A 22,086-nucleotide genomic window follows, 5' to 3' on the forward strand; every position below is an offset into this window, starting at 1 on the left:
TAGGGTCATGAAACGCTTTGTATCTGTTCTGGCACTGAGTGGGGTCGCCGTGCTTGCGGGCTGCGTCGCCCCGACGCCTAAGCCCAATGACCCTTACTACGCGCCGGTGTTGCCGCGCACGCCTTTACCGGCGGCTGCCAATAATGGCTCGATCTATCAGGCCGGCTTCGAACAGAACCTGTATGGCGACCGCAAGGCGTTCCGGGTCGGTGACATCATCACCATCACCTTGAACGAGAAGACCCAGGCCAGTAAGGGCGCCAACTCGCAGATCGGCAAGACTAGCAAGACCACTATTGGTCTTACGTCTTTGTTCGGCGGTGTTCCCAATACCAATAACCCGCTGGGCAGCGGCGACCTGAGTCTGGATGCCGGTTACAGCGGCGACCGTGCCACTAACGGGACCAGCAAGTCCGGTCAGAGCAACAGCCTGACCGGTTCGATCACTGTGACCGTCGCTGATGTCTTGCCTAACGGCATCATTGCCGTGCGCGGCGAGAAGTGGATGACCCTCAACTCTGGCGATGAGCTGGTCCGGATCGCCGGGCTGGTGCGTGCCGATGACATCGCCACCGACAACACCGTTTCGTCGACTCGCGTCGCTGATGCGCGCATCACCTACTCGGGCACCGGTGCGTTTGCCGATGCGAGTCAGCCAGGCTGGTTCGACCGTTTCTTCCTCAGTCCGCTGTTCCCTTTCTAGGTGGCTACGTTGAACCTCAAAAGTCTCATGGTGGCCGCCCTATTGCTGTCCGCAGCCTTCAACGCTCAAGGCGAGCGGTTGAAGGACATCGCCAGTATTTCTGGCGTGCGGACCAACCAATTGATCGGTTATGGCCTGGTGGTTGGGCTTAACGGTACCGGTGACCAGACGACCCAGACCCCGTTCACCCTGCAGACTTTCAACAACATGCTTTCGCAGTTCGGTATCAAGGTGCCGGCGGGTTCGGGCAACGTGCAGTTGAAAAACGTGGCGGCGGTGTCGATCAGTGCCGACTTGCCGGCATTCGCCAAACCGGGCCAATTGGTGGACATCACGGTGTCGTCCATCGGTAACTCCAAGAGCCTGCGCGGCGGCACCCTGTTGATGACGCCGCTCAAAGGTATCGACGGTAACGTCTACGCCATCGCCCAGGGCAACCTGGTAGTGGGTGGTTTTGATGCCGAAGGGCGTGACGGTTCGAAGATTACCGTCAACGTTCCATCGGCCGGCCGTATTCCGGGCGGTGCTTCCGTCGAGCGTTCGGTGCCGAGCGGTTTTAACCAAGGCAACAGCTTGACCCTGAACCTCAACCGCTCGGACTTCACGACCGCCAAGCGTGTTGTCGACAAGATCAATGACATGCTCGGCCCTGGCGTCGCACAGGCCATCGACGGTGGTTCGATCCGTGTCACTGCACCACTGGATCCGAGCCAGCGGGTCGACTACCTGTCGATCCTCGAAAACCTTGAAGTCGATCCGGGTCAGGCGGTGGCGAAAGTCATCATCAACTCGCGCACCGGCACTATTGTGATCGGCCAGAACGTGAAAGTGTCCCCGGCCGCCGTGACCCACGGCAGCCTGACGGTGACCATCACTGAAGACCCGATCGTCAGCCAGCCAGGTCCTCTGTCCAATGGGCAGACAGCGGTTGTGCCACGCTCGAGGGTCAACGCTCAGCAGGAAGCCAAGCCGATGTTCAAATTCGGCCCGGGCACTACGCTCGACGAAATTGTGCGTGCGGTGAACCAGGTCGGCGCGGCGCCGGGTGACTTGATGGCGATCCTCGAAGCGCTGAAACAGGCCGGCGCGTTGCAAGCCGATCTGATCGTGATCTGAGGACGGCGACCATGGACATGCACAAGAGCGGTGCCGTCAGCAGCAGCGACTCGGGTTCCTATTCGGACCTCAATCGCCTGAACCAGCTCAAGGTCGGCGACAAAAACAGTGACTCGAACATGCGCAAAGTGGCGCAGGAGTTTGAGTCGCTGTTCCTCGGTGAAATGCTCAAGTCCATGCGTTCGGCTACTGAAGCGCTGGGCAAGGACAACCCGCTCAATACGCCGGCGGCCAAGCAGTATCAGGAAATGTACGACCAGCAGTTGGCCGTTTCCCTGTCCCGTCAGGGCCGCGGTATTGGTCTGGCAGACGTGTTGATGCGTCAGATGTCGAAAAACAAACCGCTGGCGCCGGGTGAGGCCGAGGCGATGTCTGTCGCTAAGCAAGAAGCCGCGAAAGCGGCGAAAACCGGGGTTCCGACCCCGGTGGCTGCCGGCACCACGGCGACCAATGGTCCGCTTTCGCGGCTCAATGGAGAGCGTCCGTTGTGGGCTTCGCGCTCGGTCAAGGGATCGCAAGCGGTCAGTGATCACAGCAATGACGTGGCGTTGCTTAACCAGCGCCGACTGGCATTGCCGCCGAAACTGGCGGATCGCTTGCTCGCGGGGCTGGTCCCCTCGACATCGGCCCGTGCTGCAACCACGACGGTCGCCACCACTGCGCTCAACAACGTTCAGGTGCCAGAAAACACCAAAACCGGTGTCGGTCCGCTGTTCAACGGCGACTGGCTGGCCTCACAAACGGATACTGCGTCCAGCGGGCAGATGCAGATTTACGGTCGTGCCATGGCGCAGATCCCTCTTGCGCCGGCGAAAAAAACCTTCAGCTCGGCAGACGAATTCGTCAACACCATGATGCCGATGGCCAAAGAAGCAGCCGACCGTATCGGCGTCGATCCGCGTTACCTGGTGGCCCAGGCTGCTCTGGAAACCGGTTGGGGCAAATCGGTCATGCGCGCTCAGGATGGCTCCAATAGCCACAACCTGTTCGGTATCAAGGCCACCAGCAGTTGGAAGGGCGATTCGGCGCGAGCGATCACCAGCGAGTTCAGAAATGGCGCGATGGTCAAGGAGACGGCGGAGTTCCGTTCCTACGACTCCTACAAGGACAGCTTTCATGACCTTGTGACGTTGCTGCAAACCAACAATCGCTATCAAGATGTTGTGAAGTCGGCCGATAACCCAGAACAGTTTGTACGCGAGTTGCAAAAGGCCGGTTACGCAACCGACCCGGACTACGCAAGCAAGATTTCGCAGATAGCCAAGCAGATGACGAGTTATCAAAACTACGCTGCGGCGGGCGTTTCCACCACGCCTTTATAGGCACAAGGCATAAGGTCTGAACCATGAGTTTGCTCAATATCGGGATGTCGGGTCTGGCAGCAAGCCAATCCTCTTTGGCGACGACGGGTAACAACATTGCCAACGTCGACACCGCCGGTTATTCGCGTCAGCAAACCGTGCAGGGCACCAACGCTTCGCAACAGTACGGTAGCGTCTTCATCGGCACCGGTACGACACTGGCCGATGTTCGCCGGGTGTATAACTCCTACCTCGATGCGCAGTTGCGGACCGCCACCTCGCTCAATAGTGAATCCACTTCGTATTCGGCTCAGGCAACCCCGCTGGACGCTACGCTTTCGGACACCAACACCGGTTTGACCGGTGTCTTGCAGAAATTTTTCACGTCGATGCAAGGTGTCTCGACGTCGGCGACTGACGACACCTCTCGCCAGTCGGTGTTGACCGGTTCCCAGGCCCTGACCAGTCGTTTCAACAGCATTGCCAAGCAACTGAACGATCAGAACACCACCCTCAACGGCAGCCTGTCGGACATGGCGACGCAAGTGAACAAACTTGCTACCACCATTGCCACGCTCAACCAGAGGATTTCCGAGGTCAGCTCTGGCGGCGGCCAGCCGAACGATCTGCTCGACAACCGTAACGAAGCAGTGCGCCAATTGTCCGACATGGTCGGCGCGCAGGTGGTTGAGCGCGGCAGCAACTACGACGTTTACGTAGGCAGCGGTCAGCCGTTGGTCGTCGGCAACACCACCAATACCCTGGAAACCGTCCCGAGCAAGGATGATCCGTCGCGCATGGCGCTGCAGATGAACCGTGGCTCCAGCACCATCGACATTACCTCGGTGGTCAGTGGTGGCCAAATTGGTGGTTTGCTCAGCTATCGCAAGGAAGTGCTCGACCCTTCGCTTAATGAGCTGGGGCGTGTAGCGCTGGTGGTGGCGGATCAGGTCAATCGGCAGCAGGCGCAAGGCATCGATAAGAATGGTGACTTTGGTGCGGCGATTTTCAACAACATCAACAGTGCTGCACTGATCAGCCAGCGCAGTATTGCCAAGGCCGGCAACAGCAGCGGTTCGGGCAATCTCGATGTCACGATCCAAGACACCGGCAAGCTGACTTCCCGCGACTACCAGGTCACGTTCAGCAGCGCGACCGATTACAGCGTCAAGCGCTCCGACGGCACCGACATGGGCGCTTTCAGTACCACGACCACGCCGCCTCCGGTGATCGACGGGTTCACCCTCGCGCTGAATGGCGGTGCCCTGAGTGCCGGCGATTCTTTCAAGGTAACCCCGACTCGTGGCGCGGCGACCAGCATCCAGACGGTGCTCACCGACCCGAAAAAAATTGCCGCAGCGGCGCCGTTGACCGGTGTCACCAGCGCTAACAACACCGGTACTTACACCCAGCCGACGCTGACCAGCACCATCAATATCTACAACCCGGCGTCGCAGGCCGAAATGCAGACCGCGCTCAAGTATTCGACGCCGGTCAAAATGGTCTTCGGTGCCGCCAGCGGTGGTAGCCAGAGCTACAACCTGGTGGATGCCAAGGGCAACTCCATGGGCACCGGGAACATTGTTCCGGGGCAGAGCAACACCGTGAACCTGAACGTGAACATGGTCGATGCCAACGGCAATGCGGTCATGGACAACAGCGTCGTCCCGCCGGTCCAGAAAACCTTCACCGTGCAGACCACCGTGGGCGGAACACCGGCGACCAATGAAAGCTTCACGATTTCCCTGACCGGCGCGGCGTCCTCGGACAACCGCAACGCTCAGGCTCTGGTGGCGCTGCAAACCAAGCAGACGGTGGACACCGGTTCGGCGAGCAAGGGCATCAGCCTGACTGACGCCTACAACACGCTGGTCACTAACGTCGGTGCCAAGGCGGCGCAGGGCAAGTCTGACAGTACCGCTACCACGGCGATTCTGACCCAGGCCAAAGGTGCTCGTGATTCAGTCTCCGGGGTCGACCTGGATGAGGAAACGGGTAACCTCGTCAAATACCAGCAGTACTACACCGCCTCTTCGCAGATCATCAAAGCTGCGCAGGAAACTTTCAGCACGCTGATCAACAGCCTTTAAGGAGTCGTAATTCATGCGCATATCCACCGCTCAGTATTACGAAACAACCGCTGCCAACTATCAGCGCAACTTCAACAAGGCTGTCGCCACCAGTGCCGAAGCCAGCAGCCTGACGCGCATCAACACCGCCTCCGATGATCCGATCGGTGCCGGGCGTTTGCTGCAACTGGGTCAGCAAAGTGCGCTGCTTGATCAGTACAACGGCAACATCAGTTCGATCAAGAGTGGGTTGAGTTTGCAGGAAACCACCCTGACGTCGATTGGCACCGCTTTGCAGCGGGCCAAGGAAGTCGCCCTGAGCGCTAGCAGCGGCAATGCTACCGACGCTGACCGCAAAGCCTATGCGTCGGAATTGGGTCAGATTCAACAGCAAGTCCTGGGCTTAATGAACTCCAAGGATTCAGCCGGTAGCTATCTGTTCTCCGGTTCGAAAACCGACACCCCACCGTACTCGCAAAATTCCGACGGCACCTACACTTATAGCGGTGACCAGACCAGCATCAACCTGGGCATCGGCGATGGACTGTCGGTGGCAACCAACACCACCGGCTGGGATGCTTTTCAGCAGTCCATCAATACCAGTCGTACCCAAGTCAGCATGACGGCACCGGCAACGGATGATGGTCGGGTGACGTTGTCCAACGGCGAAGTCAACAGCAGTACGACCTTTAACGCCAAATTTGCCTCAGGACAGCCGTATACCGTGAGTTTCGTCAGCAGCACTCAGTTGAAAATCACTGATGGCTTGGGCAATGACGTGACAGCCGAGGCGAGCCAGGGCGGCGTGGTCAGCAACGCCAATGGTTCGAACCAGGCGGTTAGCTTCCGCGGTATCAACATGAATCTGAACATCAACCTCGGCGCCAGCGATACCAATCCGGATGCGGTGATTGCCGGGCACAGTTTTCAGTTGTCGGCCAAACCTGACAGCTTCAACACCTCGCGCAGTCCTGGCAACGGTTCGACAGCGGTCGTCACCGCAACGAGCGTTACTAATTCGACGGCCTATAACAATGCATTTCCGGCGGGCGGGGCGATTCTCAAGTTCACCAGCGCCACCAACTATGATCTGTACGCTGCCCCGGTCACCACTGACAGCAAGCCGGTATCTTCGGGGACCATGGTCGGCAGTAATGCGACTGCCGCTGGCGTCACGTTTACCCTGGGCGGCGCACCGGCAGCGGGCGATCAGTTCACTGTTCAGTCCAACAATCATCAGACCCAGAACGTCCTCGACACACTGGGCCAGATGGTCAACGCCATGAACGTGCCGATCGATAATAATGCGGTGGCCAAACAGAAGTTTCAGGCCGCGATTGATTCGGGTATCAACAACCTGGGCAGTGCCACCGACCAATTGGGCACCGCCATTACGTCTATCGGTGCGCGGGGCAACTCGCTCGATGATCAGTCCGCGACTAACCAGAGCTTGACCTTGGCGAACACGACGACTCAATCGTCGATTCGCGACTCCGATCCGGCTGAAGTCATGACCCGTCTGACCTTGCAGCAAACCATGTTGCAAGCCGCGCAACTGGCGTTCAGCAAGATCACGTCGCTGGGCCTGTTCAACAAGATTTGACGGTGTCCGGGCGTCTTGGCGCCCGATTGCCCTGACCTTTCAATATTTATTGTCTTTTTTTGCGGTTTCAGAGCGCTCGCTGTCCTGGGCGGGCTCCCGCCGCTTGCGAGCCCGTCTTGAACTCATTGCCCCTTGTCAGCCTTGTCATTCCCGCCTTCAATCCGCGCTTTTTCAGTCGCGCATTGCTTTCTGCGGTCGGGCAGGGTTATGGCAATCTTGAAATCATTGTCTGCGATGACAGTCGCGGTGACGAGATCAAGATCCTTGTTGATCAGGTGGTTGAACAGGGCGGTGTCGCCGTCCGCTATGTGCGTAATTCGAAAACACTCGGTCTGGTGGGTAACCTGCATGCCTGTCTTGAGCAGGCCCAAGGCGAATTCATCAAATTCCTTTGCGACGATGATCAACTGTTTGCTTCGTGTATCGAGCGCCAGGCTTACATATTGAGTGAGCGCGCCGAAGTCAATTTGGTGCTGGCCCAGCGTTTGTTCTGGGATGCCGATGATATGCAGCTGCCTTCGAGACTCGAGAATACACCGCTGTCACCGTTGTGCGGGCTGTTCAAAGGTGATGACCTGCTGGCGATTTTTGAGCGTTTTCCGGCCAATATTCTCGGTGGTTTCAGCAACGCTCTGTTCCGTCGTGCGGACGTACAGGCCTTGCTTCCGGCTCTGACTCAGGTGGGCCATTGTTTTGTGGCGACCCTCGATTTTGCATTGTTCGTATGCTTGATGCGCCGTGGCAATACGGTCGTTCTCAATCATGTGCTGAGCGTCGAGCGGCTGTATCCGGAGCGTCTGAGCGGTCAGCAGGCGATGAAAGACGCTGTAGAGGCCGAGCGCGAGTGGTTGTTGCAGATGCTCAAGGCGCGCAGTGGAGAATCGGCGCCGGCGTCCGGCTGGGTTCGCTACCTACCGGTGACGCGGCTCGACGAGTCACCCAGGGTCTGGGAAGAGCTGCCGCTCATTCGAACGCTGGGGACCAAGCAAAGCACCCAGGAATGGCACGTAGGTATCAATAGCGTCAGCTTTTGCGAGTTGTACGCGCAGTGGCTTGCGTGTCGCACGCTGACTCAGCCGCAGCGATTGCTGTTGCCGGATACATTGGCGAGGTGGTCCTGGCAGCCGAAGATCGTGCCGATCATCATCGATGAGCAAGGCAGCCGTTCTACGCTGGACCTGACCCTGGAAAGTCTCGCCGGGCAGCTCTATGCGCCTGAGTTGATCTTGGTGTTATCCAGCGCTTGTGAAGAGGCTGAGCTGGATGGACGGGTTTTTCGTCTACCGTTGCAGGGCGATTGGCAGCAGCAGATCAATGAACTGTTGCCACAACTGGACGGGGCTGACTGGTTCTACTTGCTGCGGGCCGGTGATCGTCTGGTGGAGCCGGCTTTACTGGTCATGGCGGAGCGCATAGCCGTCTCGGCAAGCGTGTCCTGTCTTTATAGCGATGAAGGTGGTTTGTTTCAGGGCGAATCGACGGAGCCGGCCTTCAAGCCCGACTTTAACCTGGACCTCTTGCGCAGTTATCCCTATGTCGGCCGAGCGCTGGCATTCGAGCGTAAACGTTTCCTGGCACTGGGCGGTCTGGATTCGCTTTACGGCGAACTCGCGCCTCACGATGTGCTCTGGCGCATGGTCGAGGAGGAGGGCGCCAATGTTGTGGGGCACATTGCGGAAATCTTGCTGGAGTCGGCGCAGAGCCTGTCGAAATGGCTCGCATCGCCGGAGGTGGTGGAAGGCAACGCGCCGTTAGTGCAAGGGCATCTTCTGCGCATGGGGATTGCCCATGAGATTCAGGCGGGCAGTGCGCCGCTGCTCAATCGTATCGACTACCGGCATGATCGTCGTCCGCTGGTCTCGATCATCATCGTCAGCAAGGACCAAACAGTTGCTTTGCAACGTTGTGTCGAGAGCCTGCTGGAGAAAACCGCCTACAGCGAATATGAGCTGCTGCTAGTCGATCATGGCAGTGAGAGTGTCGAGGCCCGTACCTGGCTGGCCGGTATGGCGCAACTGGGCAGTGACCGGGTACGCGTGCTGGAATATGCGCAGCAAGGCAATGCAGCGGCGGTGCGCAACTTCGCCATCGGACAGGCCCGTGGCGAGTATGTGTTGATGCTCAACCCTTACGCGGTGATTACGCAGGGAGACTGGCTGCACGAGATGCTCAATCATGGTCAGCGGCCTGAAGTCGGTGTGGTGGGTGCCAAACTGTTCAATCCTGACGGTCGTGTATTGCACGCCGGTCTGATTCTTGGCTTGCGCGGCCCTGCCGGGTTGCCGTTTTACGGCGAGCCCCTGCATTGCGCCGGCTATATGTTCCGGTTGCAGGTGGTTCAGGATTTAAGTGCCGTCGGCGCCGATTGCCTGATGGTTCGAAAAGCGGTTTTTGACAGTGTTGGTGGTCTGGATGAACAAGATCTTGCCAGCACCCTGCATGAGGTCGATCTGTGCCTTAAGATCGGTCAAAACGGCTATCTGGTGGTTTGGACTCCTTATGCACAGCTGGCGCTCGGCGCGCAACCGGATGTCAGTGATCACGCCGATACGCAGGCTTTGCAGGGCAAAGAACAAGAGGTGTTCTACACGCGGTGGTTGCCGATCGTGGCGCGTGATCCGGCCTACAACACCAACCTGGCGTTGCAGGCGCTCAGTGGTTCGAGTTTCAATCTGGAGCCGGGCTTACGCGCCGGTTGGAGTCCTTTTTCCAAGCCGCAGTTGCCGACAATTCTCGCATTGCCTGTCAACGCTTCCGCTATTGGACATTACCGGGTGACTCAGCCGCTGATTGAGCTGGAGGCTGCCGGCAGGGCGCAAGGGCGCATTCACTACAACCTGCCGACCATGATTGAAGTCGAGCGTCAGTCGCCTGACGTGATCATTTTGCAGGGGCGTTATTCCGAAGGTCCGATCAATGAAATTCCAGGTCTGCAAAAGTATTCCAGTGCCCGTCGAATCTATGAACTGGATGATTTTGTGATCAACGTTCCCCATCGTAATGCGCATATCCGCAACATGCCGGGCAAGGACGAGATGGAAAAACTGGTTCGGCGTGCGATTGGCATGTGTGACCGGGTAGTGGTGTCTACTGAGCCCCTGGGTAACGCCTTGTCTGACATGCATCACGACATCCGCGTCGTACCGAACATGCTGGCCAAGCACCTCTGGAGCGATTTGCGCAGCCAGCGCCGAACCTCTAAAAAGCCTCGGGTCGGCTGGGGTGGCGGTACCAGTCACCACGGCGATCTGGCGGTCATTGCCGACGTGGTCCGCGAGCTGGCCAATGAAGTCGACTGGGTGTTCTTCGGCATGTGCCCGGATGATTTACGTCCGTATATGCATGAGTTTCATGGCGTCATCGACCTGGACATCTACCCGGCGAAGCTGGCCAGCCTGAATCTGGACCTGGCCCTTGCCCCACTGGAGTTCCACATCTTCAACGACTGCAAGAGCAACCTGCGGCTGCTGGAGTACGGTGCTTGTGGTTATCCGGTGATTTGCACTGATACCGAGGCGTATCGCGGGTACTTGCCATGCACCCGAGTCAAGACCAACTCCACTGATGAATGGTTGCAAGCTATTCGTATGCATTTGGCTGACGCCGATGCCAGCTATCGAATGGGTGACGAGCTACGTGAGATCGTTCTGCGCGATTACATGTTGCGCGGCGATAACCTGCGTTATTGGGAGAACGGTTGGTTGGCGGATTGATCGTTTCACGCTTCCCCCCCCCTCCCTGAACAGGCGACCTTGAGTCGCCTTTTTTTCGCACGCACGTGGCAGCTTGGCGGACTTAAATAGCTGGCGCGTTTCCTGCAAGTCCTCCTTTATATCGCCATAAAACGAGCACTGGTGTCGTCAGGCGTGTCATGAACCGCGTCGCGTTTTATCCAGATGGCCCGTAAAGCTTTGTACAGCTTGGCTGAGCCCTGTGAAGAACAAGAGGGGAAGAGGATGAAGGCAGTTATTTTGGCGGGTGGTCTGGGCACGCGAATCAGCGAAGAGTCGCACCTCAAGCCAAAGCCCATGATTGAAATTGGCGGCAAGCCAATTCTCTGGCACATCATGAAGCAGTACTCCGCCCACGGAATCCACGATTTCGTGATTTGTCTTGGCTATAAGGGTTATGCGATCAAGGATTTTTTCGCCAACTACTTTCTGCACACCTCTGATGTCACCTTTGACATGTGTAACAACCGCATGGACGTGCATCAGAACTACAGCGAACCCTGGCGTGTCACGCTTATTGATACCGGTGAAGAGACCATGACCGGTGGGCGTTTGCGGCGCGCCAGCCGTTACGTTGAAGACGAAGAAGCCTTCTGTTTTACCTACGGTGACGGCGTGTCGGACTTGAACATCGGCGCATTGGTGGATTTTCATCTGGAACACGGCAAGTTGGCGACGGTGACTGCCGTTCAGCCGCCCGGTCGATACGGTGCGTTGAATCGCGATGGCGATCAGGTCCTGGGTTTCACCGAAAAGCCTCGTGGCGATGGTGGATGGATCAACGGAGGGTTCTTTGTCTTGTCACCCAAAGTGTTGTCCTTGATCGAGGGTGACAGCACCTCCTGGGAGTCCGGACCGCTTGATGGGCTTGCCGAACGCGGTGAACTTATGGCCTTCCAGCACGATGGCTTCTGGCAGCCGATGGACACCCTGCGCGATAAGAATCACCTCGAAGCCCTTTGGCAGAGCGGGGAGGCCCCATGGAAACAATGGGACTGAGCACCGCGTTCTGGCGCGGCAAACGGGTTCTGGTCACCGGCCATACCGGTTTCAAAGGCAGTTGGCTGACGTTGTGGTTGCAAAGCCTCGGCGCTGAAGTCAGCGGGTTTTCCCTTGACCCGTCCACTGATCCGAGCTTGTTCGAGCTGGCGCGTGTGCATGAAGGCATCAACGATCAGCGCGGTGACTTGCGTGACTTGGGCGCCTTGCTGGAGGTCATCGCCGACACCGAGCCGGAGATCGTTTTGCACCTGGCGGCGCAACCGCTGGTGCGTGAAGGTTATCGCGACCCGCTAGGCACCTACTCCAGCAACGTCATGGGCACCCTCAACGTGTTGGAGGCCATCCGTCAGGTCGGTTGCGTGCGCGCCTGCGTGCTGGTGACCACCGACAAGGTCTACGCCAACAAGGAATGGCTGTGGCCGTACCGCGAGAACGAAGCCCTTGGCGGGCACGATCCTTACAGCAGCAGTAAGGCCTGCTGCGAGTTGCTTGCGCAATCCTATGCGGCTTCATTCTTCTCGGCCGAACGCTACGACGAACATGGGCTGGCCCTGGCGACTGCGCGTGCCGGTAACGTGCTGGGCGGCGGAGACTTTGCCCCGGAACGGTTGATCCCGGACGTGCTCAAGGCGTGGTCGGCTGATGCGCCAGTGACCTTGCGCTGTCCACAGGCCGTGCGCCCCTGGCAGCATGCGTTGGAGCCGCTGGCCGGTTATCTGCAACTGGCTGCCGGCCTTTACGAGCAAGGCCCGGAATACGCCGGTGCGTGGAATTTCGGGCCGAGCGAGGCCGACATGTGCAGCGTCGGCGAAGTGGTCGCGCTGCTGGCTAGCCGCTGGCCGCAAGCGCCGGGATTGCTCATCGAACCGAGTGAACTGCATGAGGCCGGCCTGTTACGCCTGGACAGCAGTCGCGCACGTCAACTGTTGGCCTGGCAGCCACGCTGGTCGTTGCAACAGTGCCTGGCTCAGACCCTCGACTGGCACCTGGCGTGGCAAAACGGCGATGACATGCGTGCCGTCACCCTTGGGCAGTTGAACCTGTACCGAGGCGCGCTGTGAGCGAATTTTTGCTGAAAGCGTTGCCGCTCAATGGCCTGTTCAGCGTGCAGCACAAACGCGCCGAAGACGATCGTGGGCATTTCGCGCGGCTGTTCTGCGAAGGCAGCCTGAGTGCTTTCGACCAGCCATTTCATATTCGTCAGATCAATCACTCTTGCACCCGCGAACGCGGGACGGTCCGTGGCTTGCATTACCAGAATGCCAGCGCCCCGGAAGCCAAATTGATTACCTGCCTGCGCGGTGAAGTCTGGGACGTGGCAGTAGACTTGCGCCCCGAGTCCGAAACTTTCCTGCACTGGCACGCCGAACACCTGCGGGCCGGCGACGGGCGCAGTCTGTTGATCCCGGCCGGGTTCGCCCATGGTTTCCAGACCCTGACCGACGATGCCGAGTTGCTCTACCTGCACAGCACCGATTACACCCCGGCGCATGAGGGCGGTTTGTCGGTGAACGAGCCACGGCTGGCCATTGCCTGGCCGTTGCCTGTCAATAATCTGTCGGCCCGGGACGCCAGTCATCCCTTGCTCGATGAACACTTCGCCGGAGTGCGTCTATGAACTGTCGTGGTTGCGCTGCGCCGCTGGCCTTGCCACTGATCGACCTCGGTACTTCGCCGCCGTCCAACGCCTATGTCCGCGTCGATCAATTGGAACAGGCCGAGCAATGGGTGCCATTGAAGGTGGCGGTATGTCAGCAATGCTGGCTGGTGCAGACCGAGGACTACAGCAGCGCCGAGAGTCTGTTCGACGCCGAGTACGCCTATTTCAGCTCCTTCTCGAGCACCTGGCTGGCGCATGCCGAGCGTTATGTGGCCGAGATGGTCGAGCGCTTCGGCCTGACGTCCGAAAGCCGCGTGGTGGAAATTGCTGCCAATGACGGTTACTTGTTGCAGTACGTGGCCGCGCGCAGCATTCCTTGCCTGGGCGTCGAACCGACCCGCAGCACTGCCCAGGCGGCGCGGGAAAAAGGCCTGGAGATTCGTGAACTGTTCTTTGGTCGAGAAACGGCATCGCAGTTGGTGGCTGAAGGCTGGTCTGCCGACCTGATGGCCGCCAACAACGTGCTGGCCCACGTGCCGGACATCAATGATTTCCTCGGTGGTTTTGCAACCCTGCTCAAACCAACGGGCGCGGCGACCTTCGAGTTTCCGCAACTGCTGACGTTGATGGCTGGTCAGCAGTTCGACACGCTGTATCACGAGCACTACTCCTACCTGTCCCTGACCGCCGTGCAAACCTTGTGCGAGCGCAATGGTCTGGAAGTGTTCGACGTCACTCATTTGCCGACCCACGGCGGCTCGCTGCGCGTCTTCGTTCAGCGCACTGACGGCGTTCGCCGCGACGTACAGCCCGCGGTCATGCAGCAGTTGCACGCAGAACTCGCTGCGGGTGTGAAAACCCCTGAGTACTACGCGACCCTGGCCCCGGCGGCTGAACGCATCAAGCACGACTTGTTGCGCTTCCTGTTGCAGGCCAAGGCTGATGGCAAGCGTGTCGTGGGGTATGGCGCGGCGGCCAAGGGCAACACTTTGCTCAACTATGCTGGCGTCAAACCGGACCTGCTGGCTTGGGTCGCCGATGCCAACCCACACAAACAGGGCAAGTACCTGCCGGGCAGCCGCATTCCAATTGTGTCGCCCGAACGCATTGCGATAGAGAAACCTGACTACGTGCTGGTGTTGCCGTGGAACCTGCTGGATGAGATCACCCAGGCCTTCACCGGTATTCGTGCATGGGACGGTCGTTTTGTGATCGCCATTCCTGAGTTGATTATTCGATGAGCAGAATTCATTACACCAAACCCAGTGTCGGTGAACTGGAAGCGCGTTACGCCCTCGATGCTGTACAGAACGGCTGGGGTGAACGCTGCTACGAATACCTCACGCGTTTCGAAAAATCTTTCGCCGAGCACGTGGGCACGTCCTACGCGATCGCGACCTCCAGTTGCACTGGGGCGCTGCACATGGGGATGGCTGCGCTGGGTATCGGCGCCGGCGACGAGGTGATCCTCGCCGACACTAACTGGATCGCCTCCGCCGCGCCCATTACTTATCTCGGTGCGACCCCTGTGTTTGTTGACGTGCTGGCGGACAGCTGGTGCCTCGACCCGCATCAGGTTCGACGAGCAATCACGTCGCGGACCAAAGCCATTCTCGCGGTACACATTTACGGCAACCTCTGTGACATGGACGAGTTGTTGGCCATCGGCCGCGAGTTTGGTTTACCGGTCATCGAAGATGCGGCCGAAGCGATTGGCTCGCAGTGGCGGGGCCATGCCGCTGGATCGCTGGGCACGTTCGGGGCATTTTCCTTCCACGGCACCAAGACGATGACTACGGGTGAGGGCGGTATTTTCGTCACCTCGGACAAAGCGTTGTATGAGCGGGTATTGACCCTGTCCAACCATGGTCGGGTGGCCGGCAGCAGCAAGCAGTTCTGGCCGGATTTCATTGGCTTCAAATACAAGATGAGCAACCTGCAAGCGGCCGTCGGCTGTGCCCAGGTTGAGCGGATAGAGACACTGATCGAGCGTAAGCGAGCGATCTTCGCCTACTACGCCCAAGCGTTGGCAGGCTTGCCGGGTGTGTCGATGAACCCTGAGCCCGAGCACGGGCGTAACGGCTATTGGATGCCGACCGTAGTGTTTGACCGCGAACTGGGGATCACGCGGGAGATCTTGATGGCCGCGTTCCAGGCCGCCGACATCGATGCGCGGGTGTTCTTTTGGCCGCTGTCTTCCTTGCCGATGTTCAGTGACGTCAAGGCCGACTCGCCAGTGGCGTATGCGCTGCCCGAGCGGGCGATCAATCTGCCGAGTTACCACGACATGACTGATGACGATCAGCAACGTGTCATCGAAGTGCTGAGTGCCCTGTTGCACAAAAGGACGCAGCTATGAAGGTGTACTTGCTGGGCGCGGCCAATCCTGAAGCGGTACGGATGATCCTGACCCTGCAACGCCGCCAGCCGGATGTGCAGTTCGCGTTCCTTGATAACGATCCGGCGAAACAAGGCACGCTGTTTCATGGCGTGCCGGTGGTGGGCGGCACCGACAAAGTGGCCGAGCTGAAAGGCCCCGATACGCGGTTCGTCAACCTGATCACCGGCAGCACGGCGCTGCGGTATCAGACCACCTGCGAGATCGTCGAGGCCGGTGGCACCCTGGGCAACTTTATCCATCCTGGGGTCGACCTGACGATGATCAGCATGGGCGTCGGCACCTATTTGCAAGAGGGCGTGATCATGCAGGCGCAAGTTAGCCTGGGTGATAACACCAGTATCAGCGCCGGTAGCGTGGTCGGCCATGAGGGGCAGATCGGTCACTCGGTGTTCATGGCTCCTGGGGTCTGCATCGCTGGTTGTGTCGAGATCGGCGACGGCACCTTCATCGGCACCAACGCCACGATCCTGCCGCGTTTACGCATCGGTCGCTGGGTCACCATCGGCGCAGGTGCCGTGGTGATCAACGATATTCCTGACTACGCGGTCGTGGTGGGCAGTCCCGCCAGGACCATCAAGACCAACCCTGTTTCCTTTCAAGACGGTCGGGTTTTCAAGTAACCACCGCGGCTATTTTCTGGAGAGTGTGTGATGAATCCTCATGAGCAGTTTCGTGAAGAAGTAAAAGAAAATATCGAAGGCTTGCAACAGGACAAAGCCCTGCAAGCCACGTCGCTGGACTGGGTTGGCACAACCGCCCGGCACAAATACACCTATAACTTCAGCTGGATGGGGCGCCCGATTATTCAGTTCCCCCAGGACATGGTTGCCATGCAGGAGATCATTTGGTCACTGCGTCCGGACATCATCGTTGAAACCGGTATCGCCCACGGCGGCTCCCTGGTGTTCTACGCGTCGATGCTGGAGTTGGCCGGCCATGGTGAGGTGTTGGGCATCGATATCGATATTCGTCAGCACAACCGTGAGGCGATCGAAGCACACCCTATGAGCAAGCGGATTGAAATGATTCAAGGGTCGAGTATTGATCCGGCAATCGTCGATCAGGTTCGCCAGCGCATTGCGGGCAAGAAAGTGCTGGTCGTCCTGGACTCCAACCACACGCATGAGCATGTACTCGAAGAGCTCCGGGCGTATGCGCCAATGGTCTCGGTGGGTAGTTACTGCGTGGTCATGGACACGGTGGTTGAAGACATGCCCGAAGATGCGTTTCCGGATCGTCCCTGGGGCAAGGGTGATAACCCAAAAACTGCGGTATGGGCCTATCTGAAAGAAAATAGTGATTTCGAAATCGACCAGGCCATTCACAGCAAACTACTCATCACCGTCGCGCCGGACGGTTATCTGCGTCGTGTGCGTTAAGCAACAACATTGTTGAGTTCATTCGGCTACGGGCCGGTTGTGGGGAAATATATGCAAGGCAAGTCCAGTTCTGAACACGGGTCGGCACTCAACGAACAGTTGACCGTGGTGCTGATTTCTCACGAGCGGCCAGCGTTTCTGCGACGGGCGGTACGTTTTTACAGCAGCTTGCCGTGCAAAATTTTAGTGCTGGACTCATCGGTTGATCCTCAGCCGGGTATGAGTGGTCAGTTCCCTAACGTGGATTATCAGCACCTGCCGCAGTTCGGTTACTGGGGAATCCGTGCCAAGTTGGCCCATGGCATTGAGCAAGTCACGACACCTTTCATGGTGTTCGCTGCTGACGATGACTTCCTTGTACATGACGCTTTGCACGAAGCCGTGGCGTTCATGGGTGCCAACCCCGATTACAGCATGTGTCATGGCTACAGCATGATGTATCTGGCATTGGTCAACAGCGTGAGTTACTACCGACGCGATAAGAAAGTCTGTGAAGACTATTCGTCAGAGCACGTCCAGGACCGCGTGCAGGACTATATGCAGCAGTACATCCCGCCGTTTTATGCCGTACAACGCACTGCACTTTTGCGTGACTGGTATCACGTCATGCCTCACGACACGATCTTTCAATGGCAGGAAGTCGGTCACACGTATTACATGCTGGCTCGGGGCAAAGTACGGATTCTGCCGATCGCTTATGTGGTGCGTGAAATCAACTACGTGGAATCCGATCACAAGACCGAGATTTATCACTCCCTTGCTTTTACCGATGCCAAATCAGTCGCCGAACGCGAAGCCTTTGCCGGTTTTCTGGCCGGGCTGCCGACTCAAATTCGTGACCTCGATGCGGAGCAGGGCAAACAGTTCGTGCTCCAAAGCTTTGAGGCACTGGCCGATAGCTTGCGCACGGGCCGGGCGCTGTGCGCCGAGCTGATTTTTGAATCGTCCTGGACGAATGCTCAAGGGGGGCCGCAGCGCCGGTTCGGTCCCAAGCAATACGTCGAAATGCCTTTTTATAACCAGGCATTTTTTGATCAGTTGACCCAATTCGAGTTTCTGCTGCATGCCATGCCGGCCGGACGTGTTCAGTTGCAAGGGCTGGAAGGTATCTGGACGCGTCAACAGGACTTGATGCGGCCGCACAATAACGACACGCCTGAAAGCATCGTCGACCGTTTGTGGCTGGCTCACGAGCGCAATGCGTTCAACCGCACGGTGGTCAAGCGTCTGGCGGCGCAACTGGCGCTGCTTGGCCAAGACGAAGAGGCGCAGGCGATGCATGACTGGATCGCTCGTCTTGAGGCGGTGTCGCTCCTGGACCATCACCCAACGTTCGACAAAATGCTCAGTGGCCGTCTGCTCAATTGGTTGGCGTCGCGCGAACCCACTCCCCAGGAGGCCGAGTCGATTACCCAGTATCTGGCGGCCAATGGCGGTGGTCCGCAGTTCGGTATCTTCTTACTCGACCTCGACAACAACATCGACAAGTTGCAAGTCACCCTCGACAGTCTGCTCGAAGGTCACAGCAAGGCGTTCAAAATCGTAGTCTTTACCACTGGCGAAGCACCCGCGGCCACCACGGCGCAAAACACCCTGCACTTTGTTCGTGTCACGCCAAGCAACGTTGTCGACAAGCTGAACCTGAGCGCGCGTCAATCGCCTTGCGATTGGCTGCTACTGGCTGAAGCGGGTGATGAATTCACTGCCGCCGGCCTGTTACGTGCGAGCCTGGAGTTGATGTCGGCGCCTGATTGCCGCGCGGTAGCCACCGACGAAATTCAGCGCACGGCTGAAGGCGCACTGGTGAATATGTTTCGTCCGGGCCTCAACCTTGACCTGCTGCAAAGCCTGCCAGCAATGATGGCGCGGCACTGGCTGATCCGTCGCGAGGTCATGCTCGAGGTGGGCGGTTATCAGGCCGACTTCAGCAAGGCCCTGGAATTCGATTTGCTGCTCCGCATCATCGAGCAGGGCGGCCTTAATGGGCTGGCGCACCTGGACGAACCGTTGCTGATCACCCCGGCGCCGCGGCTGGAGGAAAACGCCCATGAGCGCCAGGCGTTGTTGCGTCACTTGGGTAACCGTGGTTACAAGGCTCAAATCACCTCGACGGTGCCTGGCACCTACCAGGTCGATTACCGTCACGTCGAGCGTCCGCTGGTCTCAATCATCGTGCCGGCCGGAGACGATCTACCCGTGCTGCAACGTTGTTTGGACGGGATGCTGCTCAGAACCCGCTACACCCGCTATGAAGTGCTGATCGCTGCCAACCCGAATCAGTCTGCCGCTGTTAACGATTGGCTTGGCACGTTGCAGAACGCCAGGGTGCGTGTGTTGTATGCCGAGCAACCGCTGAGCGACGTGGCCTTGTGCAACGCCGTCAGCCAGGAGGCTCAGGGCGAGTACCTGGTGCTGCTGGCTGCCGACAGTGAAGTGGTCAATCCGAACTGGATCGAATCGCTGCTCAATCACGCTCAGCGTCCTGAAGTCGGCGTCGTGGGGGCCAAGTTGGTCGATCGTGACGGCAACATCACGCATGCCGGCTTGATCCTGGGGATGAATGGCGGTGTCGGCTCGGCCTTTGTGGGCGAGCGGCATGATGCCAGCGTGCCGCTGCATCGCCTGAGCCTGGAGCAGAATTACTCTGCGGTGTCGAAGGCCTGCCTGATGGTGCGTAAAGCGCTGTTCGATGACATCGGTGGTCTGGATGACGTCGTGTTTGCCGAAGGCTTGAGTGATGTTGATCTGTGCCTGAAGGCCAGTCAGGCCGGTTACCTCACCGTATGGACGCCGCTGGTTCAGGTCATTCATTCGGGTGAGTTGCCGCCAGTGCCACAGGCGCTCGATGCCTTGCGTGAAAAATGGGCTGCTGCGTTTGCTCAGGATCCGTCCTACAACGCCAACCTGGCGTTGAATGGCAAGGGTTTTACCCTGGGTGAAAGCGCCCCGGTGAACTGGGCGCAGTTGCTCGCATAAGCCTGGCTGACAGGTAAAAGGACTCACGGTATGTTCAACGGCAAATCGATTTTTATCTCCGGTGGCACCGGTTCGTTCGGGCGCAACTTCATCCGCCGCTTGCTGGAGCAATACCAGCCCAAGCGTGTCGTGGTGTTCTCGCGCGATGAACTCAAGCAATACGAAATGCAGCAAACGTTCAACGCGCCGTGCATGCGCTACTTCCTGGGTGATGTGCGCGATGCTGAGCGTTTGCGTCAAGCCATGCGTGGCATCGATTACGTGGTGCATGCTGCCGCCCTGAAGCAAGTGCCGGCGGCGGAATACAACCCCACCGAATGCATTCGTACCAACGTCAACGGCGCGGAAAACATCATCGCTGCCGCTATCGACAACGGCGTCAAACAAGTGGTCGCGCTGTCCACCGACAAGGCGGCCAGCCCGATCAATCTGTACGGCGCCACCAAGCTGCTGTCGGACAAACTGTTTGTGGCTGCCAACAACATTGCTGGCGAACAGCAGACCCGTTTTGCCGTGGTTCGATACGGTAACGTCGCCGGTTCGCGAGGATCGGTTGTGCCCTTTTTCAGCAAGCTGATTGCCGAGGGCGCCACGGAGCTGCCGATCACTGACGAGCGCATGACCCGTTTCTGGATCACCCTCGATCATGGCGTGCAATTTGTGCTGGACAGCTTTGCCCGGATGCACGGTGGTGAAGTGTTTGTGCCGAAGATTCCGTCGATCCGCATTGTCGATCTTGCGCGTGGCATGGCCGCGCATCTGCCACACAAAAACGTCGGTATTCGTCCGGGGGAAAAACTCCATGAGTTGATGGTGCCGCTGGACGATGCACGCATGACCCTGGAATTTACCGACCACTACACCATCCAGCCGTCGATCCGCTTCACCAGCGTCGATGTGGATTTCGCCGTGGACAAACTGGGCGAGCAGGGCAAGCCCGTCAGCGAAGACTTTGAGTACCGTTCCGACACCAACCCGCAGTTCCTTTCGGTCGGCCAGATCACCGACCTGCACGCGGAACTGTCGGCATGATTCCCTACGGTCGGCAGAGTCTCGATCAGGCGGACATTGACGCCGTGGTCGCCGTGTTGCAGTCCGACTGGCTGACCCAGGGGCCGACCATCGAGCGTTTCGAGCAGGCCATGGCTGAACGTTGTCAGGCCGATTTCGCGGTCGCGGTGTGTAACGCCACGGCGGCATTGCACATTGCCTGCCTGGCAGCCGGACTCGGGCCGGGCGATCGCCTGTGGACCACGCCAAATACCTTTCTGGCCTCGGCCAACTGCGGTCGCTACTGTGGCGCCGACGTCGATTTTGTCGACATCGATCCGCTGACCTGGAACCTCGATGCCTATGCCCTGAAGGCCAAGCTGGAAGTTGCCGAGGACAACGGCACGCTACCCAAAGTGCTGGTGGCGGTGGCGTTTGCCGGACAGAGTTGCGATATGCGGATGATCGCCGAGTTGGCCGAACGCTATGGTTTCACGGTCATCGAGGATGCCTCCCATGCGGTCGGCGCGAGCTATGCCGGGCGTGCGGTGGGCTGTGGTGATTTTGCGGCGATGACGGTGTTCAGCTTTCACCCGGTGAAAATCATTACCAGTGCTGAGGGCGGCATGGTCCTGACCAATCGCCGTGACCTGGCCGAGCGCCTGCAACGCCTGCGCAGCCATGGCATGACCCGCGACCCGGAGCAGATGACCGAGTCCAGTCATGGGCCCTGGTACTACCAACAGGTTGAGCTGGGCTTCAATTACCGCATCACCGATCTGCAAGCGGCCCTCGGTTTGTCGCAACTGAACAAACTGGATGAGTTTGTTGCGCGTCGGCGTGAGCTGGCTGCGCGTTATGACCGATTGCTGGCGTATTTGCCGCTGACGCTGCCCAGCGCACAGCCTGAAGCTGAATCGGCGTGGCACCTGTACGTGGTGCGCTTGCAGCTCGACCGGATCAATCGCAGTCATCGACAGGTGTTCGAAGGGTTGCGGTCCGCCGGGGTCGGGGTGAATCTGCACTATATTCCACTGCATTTGCAGCCTTACTACCGAGACTTGGGCTTCGCCGAGGGCGACTTTGCCCAGGCCGAGCGCTACTACGCTGAGGCCATCAGCCTGCCGCTGTTTCCGTTGCTCAGCAATGAACAACAGGATTACGTGGTCGAGCAACTGCAACGGCTGATTGAATAAACGCTGCTACAGGCGGCAG

The 22,086-nt window shown here is 58.6% G+C and carries 16 protein-coding genes; all 16 read left to right on the forward strand.

What is annotated here, in order from left to right; translation table 11 throughout:
• Positions 1 to 7 precede the first annotated feature (7 nt).
• Positions 8 to 703, forward strand: a complete 696-nt coding sequence (gene flgH / locus RHM68_RS07555) for a flagellar basal body L-ring protein FlgH (RefSeq protein ID WP_322221486.1) — start codon at positions 8 to 10, stop codon at positions 701 to 703.
• A 27-nt stretch (positions 704 to 730) separates the two neighbouring features.
• Entirely contained in the window at positions 731 to 1,819 is a 1,089-nt protein-coding gene (locus tag RHM68_RS07560) for a flagellar basal body P-ring protein FlgI (protein WP_322223727.1), read from the forward strand.
• A gap of 11 nt (positions 1,820 to 1,830) precedes the next feature.
• Positions 1,831 to 3,141 carry a flagellar assembly peptidoglycan hydrolase FlgJ gene (gene flgJ / locus RHM68_RS07565; RefSeq protein ID WP_322221488.1) on the forward strand — a complete coding sequence of 437 codons (1,311 nt, stop codon included), beginning with the start codon at positions 1,831 to 1,833 and terminating at the stop codon, positions 3,139 to 3,141.
• A gap of 23 nt (positions 3,142 to 3,164) precedes the next feature.
• A complete protein-coding gene (flgK, locus tag RHM68_RS07570) occupies positions 3,165 to 5,210 on the forward strand; it encodes a flagellar hook-associated protein FlgK (RefSeq protein ID WP_322221490.1) in 2,046 nt (681 codons plus the stop codon).
• A gap of 13 nt (positions 5,211 to 5,223) precedes the next feature.
• Positions 5,224 to 6,792: a flagellar hook-associated protein 3 gene (locus RHM68_RS07575; protein ID WP_322221492.1), complete on the forward strand. Its 1,569-nt coding sequence runs from the start codon at positions 5,224 to 5,226 to the stop codon at positions 6,790 to 6,792.
• 116 nt (positions 6,793 to 6,908) lie between these two features.
• Complete coding sequence (locus tag RHM68_RS07580; protein WP_322221494.1) at positions 6,909 to 10,505, forward strand: glycosyltransferase; 3,597 nt, start codon at positions 6,909 to 6,911, stop codon at positions 10,503 to 10,505.
• A gap of 243 nt (positions 10,506 to 10,748) precedes the next feature.
• Positions 10,749 to 11,522, forward strand: coding sequence for a glucose-1-phosphate cytidylyltransferase (gene rfbF / locus RHM68_RS07585; protein WP_322221496.1), 774 nt, complete (start codon positions 10,749 to 10,751; stop codon positions 11,520 to 11,522).
• Positions 11,504 to 12,586 (forward strand): CDP-glucose 4,6-dehydratase, encoded by a 1,083-nt coding sequence (gene rfbG / locus RHM68_RS07590; RefSeq protein WP_322221498.1) that lies wholly within the window; start codon positions 11,504 to 11,506, stop codon positions 12,584 to 12,586. Before rfbF ends, rfbG begins: the two co-directional genes overlap by 19 nt.
• Complete coding sequence (locus RHM68_RS07595; RefSeq protein ID WP_322221500.1) at positions 12,583 to 13,143, forward strand: dTDP-4-dehydrorhamnose 3,5-epimerase; 561 nt, start codon at positions 12,583 to 12,585, stop codon at positions 13,141 to 13,143. The genes rfbG and RHM68_RS07595 overlap by 4 nt, the downstream gene beginning before the upstream one ends.
• Entirely contained in the window at positions 13,140 to 14,366 is a 1,227-nt protein-coding gene (locus RHM68_RS07600) for a class I SAM-dependent methyltransferase (RefSeq protein ID WP_322221502.1), read from the forward strand. The genes RHM68_RS07595 and RHM68_RS07600 overlap by 4 nt, the downstream gene beginning before the upstream one ends.
• Positions 14,363 to 15,484 (forward strand): DegT/DnrJ/EryC1/StrS family aminotransferase, encoded by a 1,122-nt coding sequence (locus RHM68_RS07605; RefSeq protein ID WP_322221504.1) that lies wholly within the window; start codon positions 14,363 to 14,365, stop codon positions 15,482 to 15,484. The genes RHM68_RS07600 and RHM68_RS07605 overlap by 4 nt, the downstream gene beginning before the upstream one ends.
• On the forward strand, positions 15,481 to 16,146 hold the full coding sequence (locus tag RHM68_RS07610; protein WP_322221506.1) for a NeuD/PglB/VioB family sugar acetyltransferase: 666 nt from the start codon (positions 15,481 to 15,483) through the stop codon (positions 16,144 to 16,146). The genes RHM68_RS07605 and RHM68_RS07610 overlap by 4 nt, the downstream gene beginning before the upstream one ends.
• A 30-nt stretch (positions 16,147 to 16,176) precedes the next feature.
• Entirely contained in the window at positions 16,177 to 16,905 is a 729-nt protein-coding gene (locus RHM68_RS07615; RefSeq protein WP_322221508.1) for a cephalosporin hydroxylase family protein, read from the forward strand.
• 51 nt (positions 16,906 to 16,956) lie between these two features.
• Positions 16,957 to 19,881 (forward strand): TIGR00180 family glycosyltransferase, encoded by a 2,925-nt coding sequence (locus tag RHM68_RS07620; RefSeq protein ID WP_322221510.1) that lies wholly within the window; start codon positions 16,957 to 16,959, stop codon positions 19,879 to 19,881.
• Between the two features lie 30 nt (positions 19,882 to 19,911).
• The gene (gene pseB / locus RHM68_RS07625) at positions 19,912 to 20,913 is read left to right on the forward strand and encodes a UDP-N-acetylglucosamine 4,6-dehydratase (inverting) (RefSeq protein ID WP_322221512.1); all 1,002 of its coding nucleotides are present in this window, start codon (positions 19,912 to 19,914) and stop codon (positions 20,911 to 20,913) included.
• Positions 20,910 to 22,067 (forward strand): UDP-4-amino-4,6-dideoxy-N-acetyl-beta-L-altrosamine transaminase, encoded by a 1,158-nt coding sequence (gene pseC, locus RHM68_RS07630; protein ID WP_322221515.1) that lies wholly within the window; start codon positions 20,910 to 20,912, stop codon positions 22,065 to 22,067. The genes pseB and pseC overlap by 4 nt, the downstream gene beginning before the upstream one ends.
• Positions 22,068 to 22,086: the final 19 nt, after the last annotated feature.

This window comes from Pseudomonas sp. DC1.2 (assembly GCF_034351645.1).
Taxonomy (GTDB): domain Bacteria; phylum Pseudomonadota; class Gammaproteobacteria; order Pseudomonadales; family Pseudomonadaceae; genus Aquipseudomonas.

Excerpts from the sequence above, each read along its gene's own strand:
- flgH (WP_322221486.1), top strand. The coding sequence starts at position 8 with ATGAAACGCTTTGTATCTGTTCTGGCACTGAGTGGGGTCGCCGTGCTT.
- RHM68_RS07560 (WP_322223727.1), top strand. The coding sequence starts at position 731 with ATGGTGGCCGCCCTATTGCTGTCCGCAGCCTTCAACGCTCAAGGCGAG.
- flgJ (WP_322221488.1), top strand. The coding sequence starts at position 1,831 with ATGGACATGCACAAGAGCGGTGCCGTCAGCAGCAGCGACTCGGGTTCC.
- flgK (WP_322221490.1), top strand. The coding sequence starts at position 3,165 with ATGAGTTTGCTCAATATCGGGATGTCGGGTCTGGCAGCAAGCCAATCC.
- RHM68_RS07575 (WP_322221492.1), top strand. The coding sequence starts at position 5,224 with ATGCGCATATCCACCGCTCAGTATTACGAAACAACCGCTGCCAACTAT.
- rfbF (WP_322221496.1), top strand. The coding sequence starts at position 10,749 with ATGAAGGCAGTTATTTTGGCGGGTGGTCTGGGCACGCGAATCAGCGAA.
- rfbG (WP_322221498.1), top strand. The coding sequence starts at position 11,504 with ATGGAAACAATGGGACTGAGCACCGCGTTCTGGCGCGGCAAACGGGTT.
- RHM68_RS07600 (WP_322221502.1), top strand. The coding sequence starts at position 13,140 with ATGAACTGTCGTGGTTGCGCTGCGCCGCTGGCCTTGCCACTGATCGAC.
- RHM68_RS07605 (WP_322221504.1), top strand. The coding sequence starts at position 14,363 with ATGAGCAGAATTCATTACACCAAACCCAGTGTCGGTGAACTGGAAGCG.
- RHM68_RS07610 (WP_322221506.1), top strand. The coding sequence starts at position 15,481 with ATGAAGGTGTACTTGCTGGGCGCGGCCAATCCTGAAGCGGTACGGATG.
- RHM68_RS07615 (WP_322221508.1), top strand. The coding sequence starts at position 16,177 with ATGAATCCTCATGAGCAGTTTCGTGAAGAAGTAAAAGAAAATATCGAA.
- RHM68_RS07620 (WP_322221510.1), top strand. The coding sequence starts at position 16,957 with ATGCAAGGCAAGTCCAGTTCTGAACACGGGTCGGCACTCAACGAACAG.
- pseB (WP_322221512.1), top strand. The coding sequence starts at position 19,912 with ATGTTCAACGGCAAATCGATTTTTATCTCCGGTGGCACCGGTTCGTTC.
- pseC (WP_322221515.1), top strand. The coding sequence starts at position 20,910 with ATGATTCCCTACGGTCGGCAGAGTCTCGATCAGGCGGACATTGACGCC.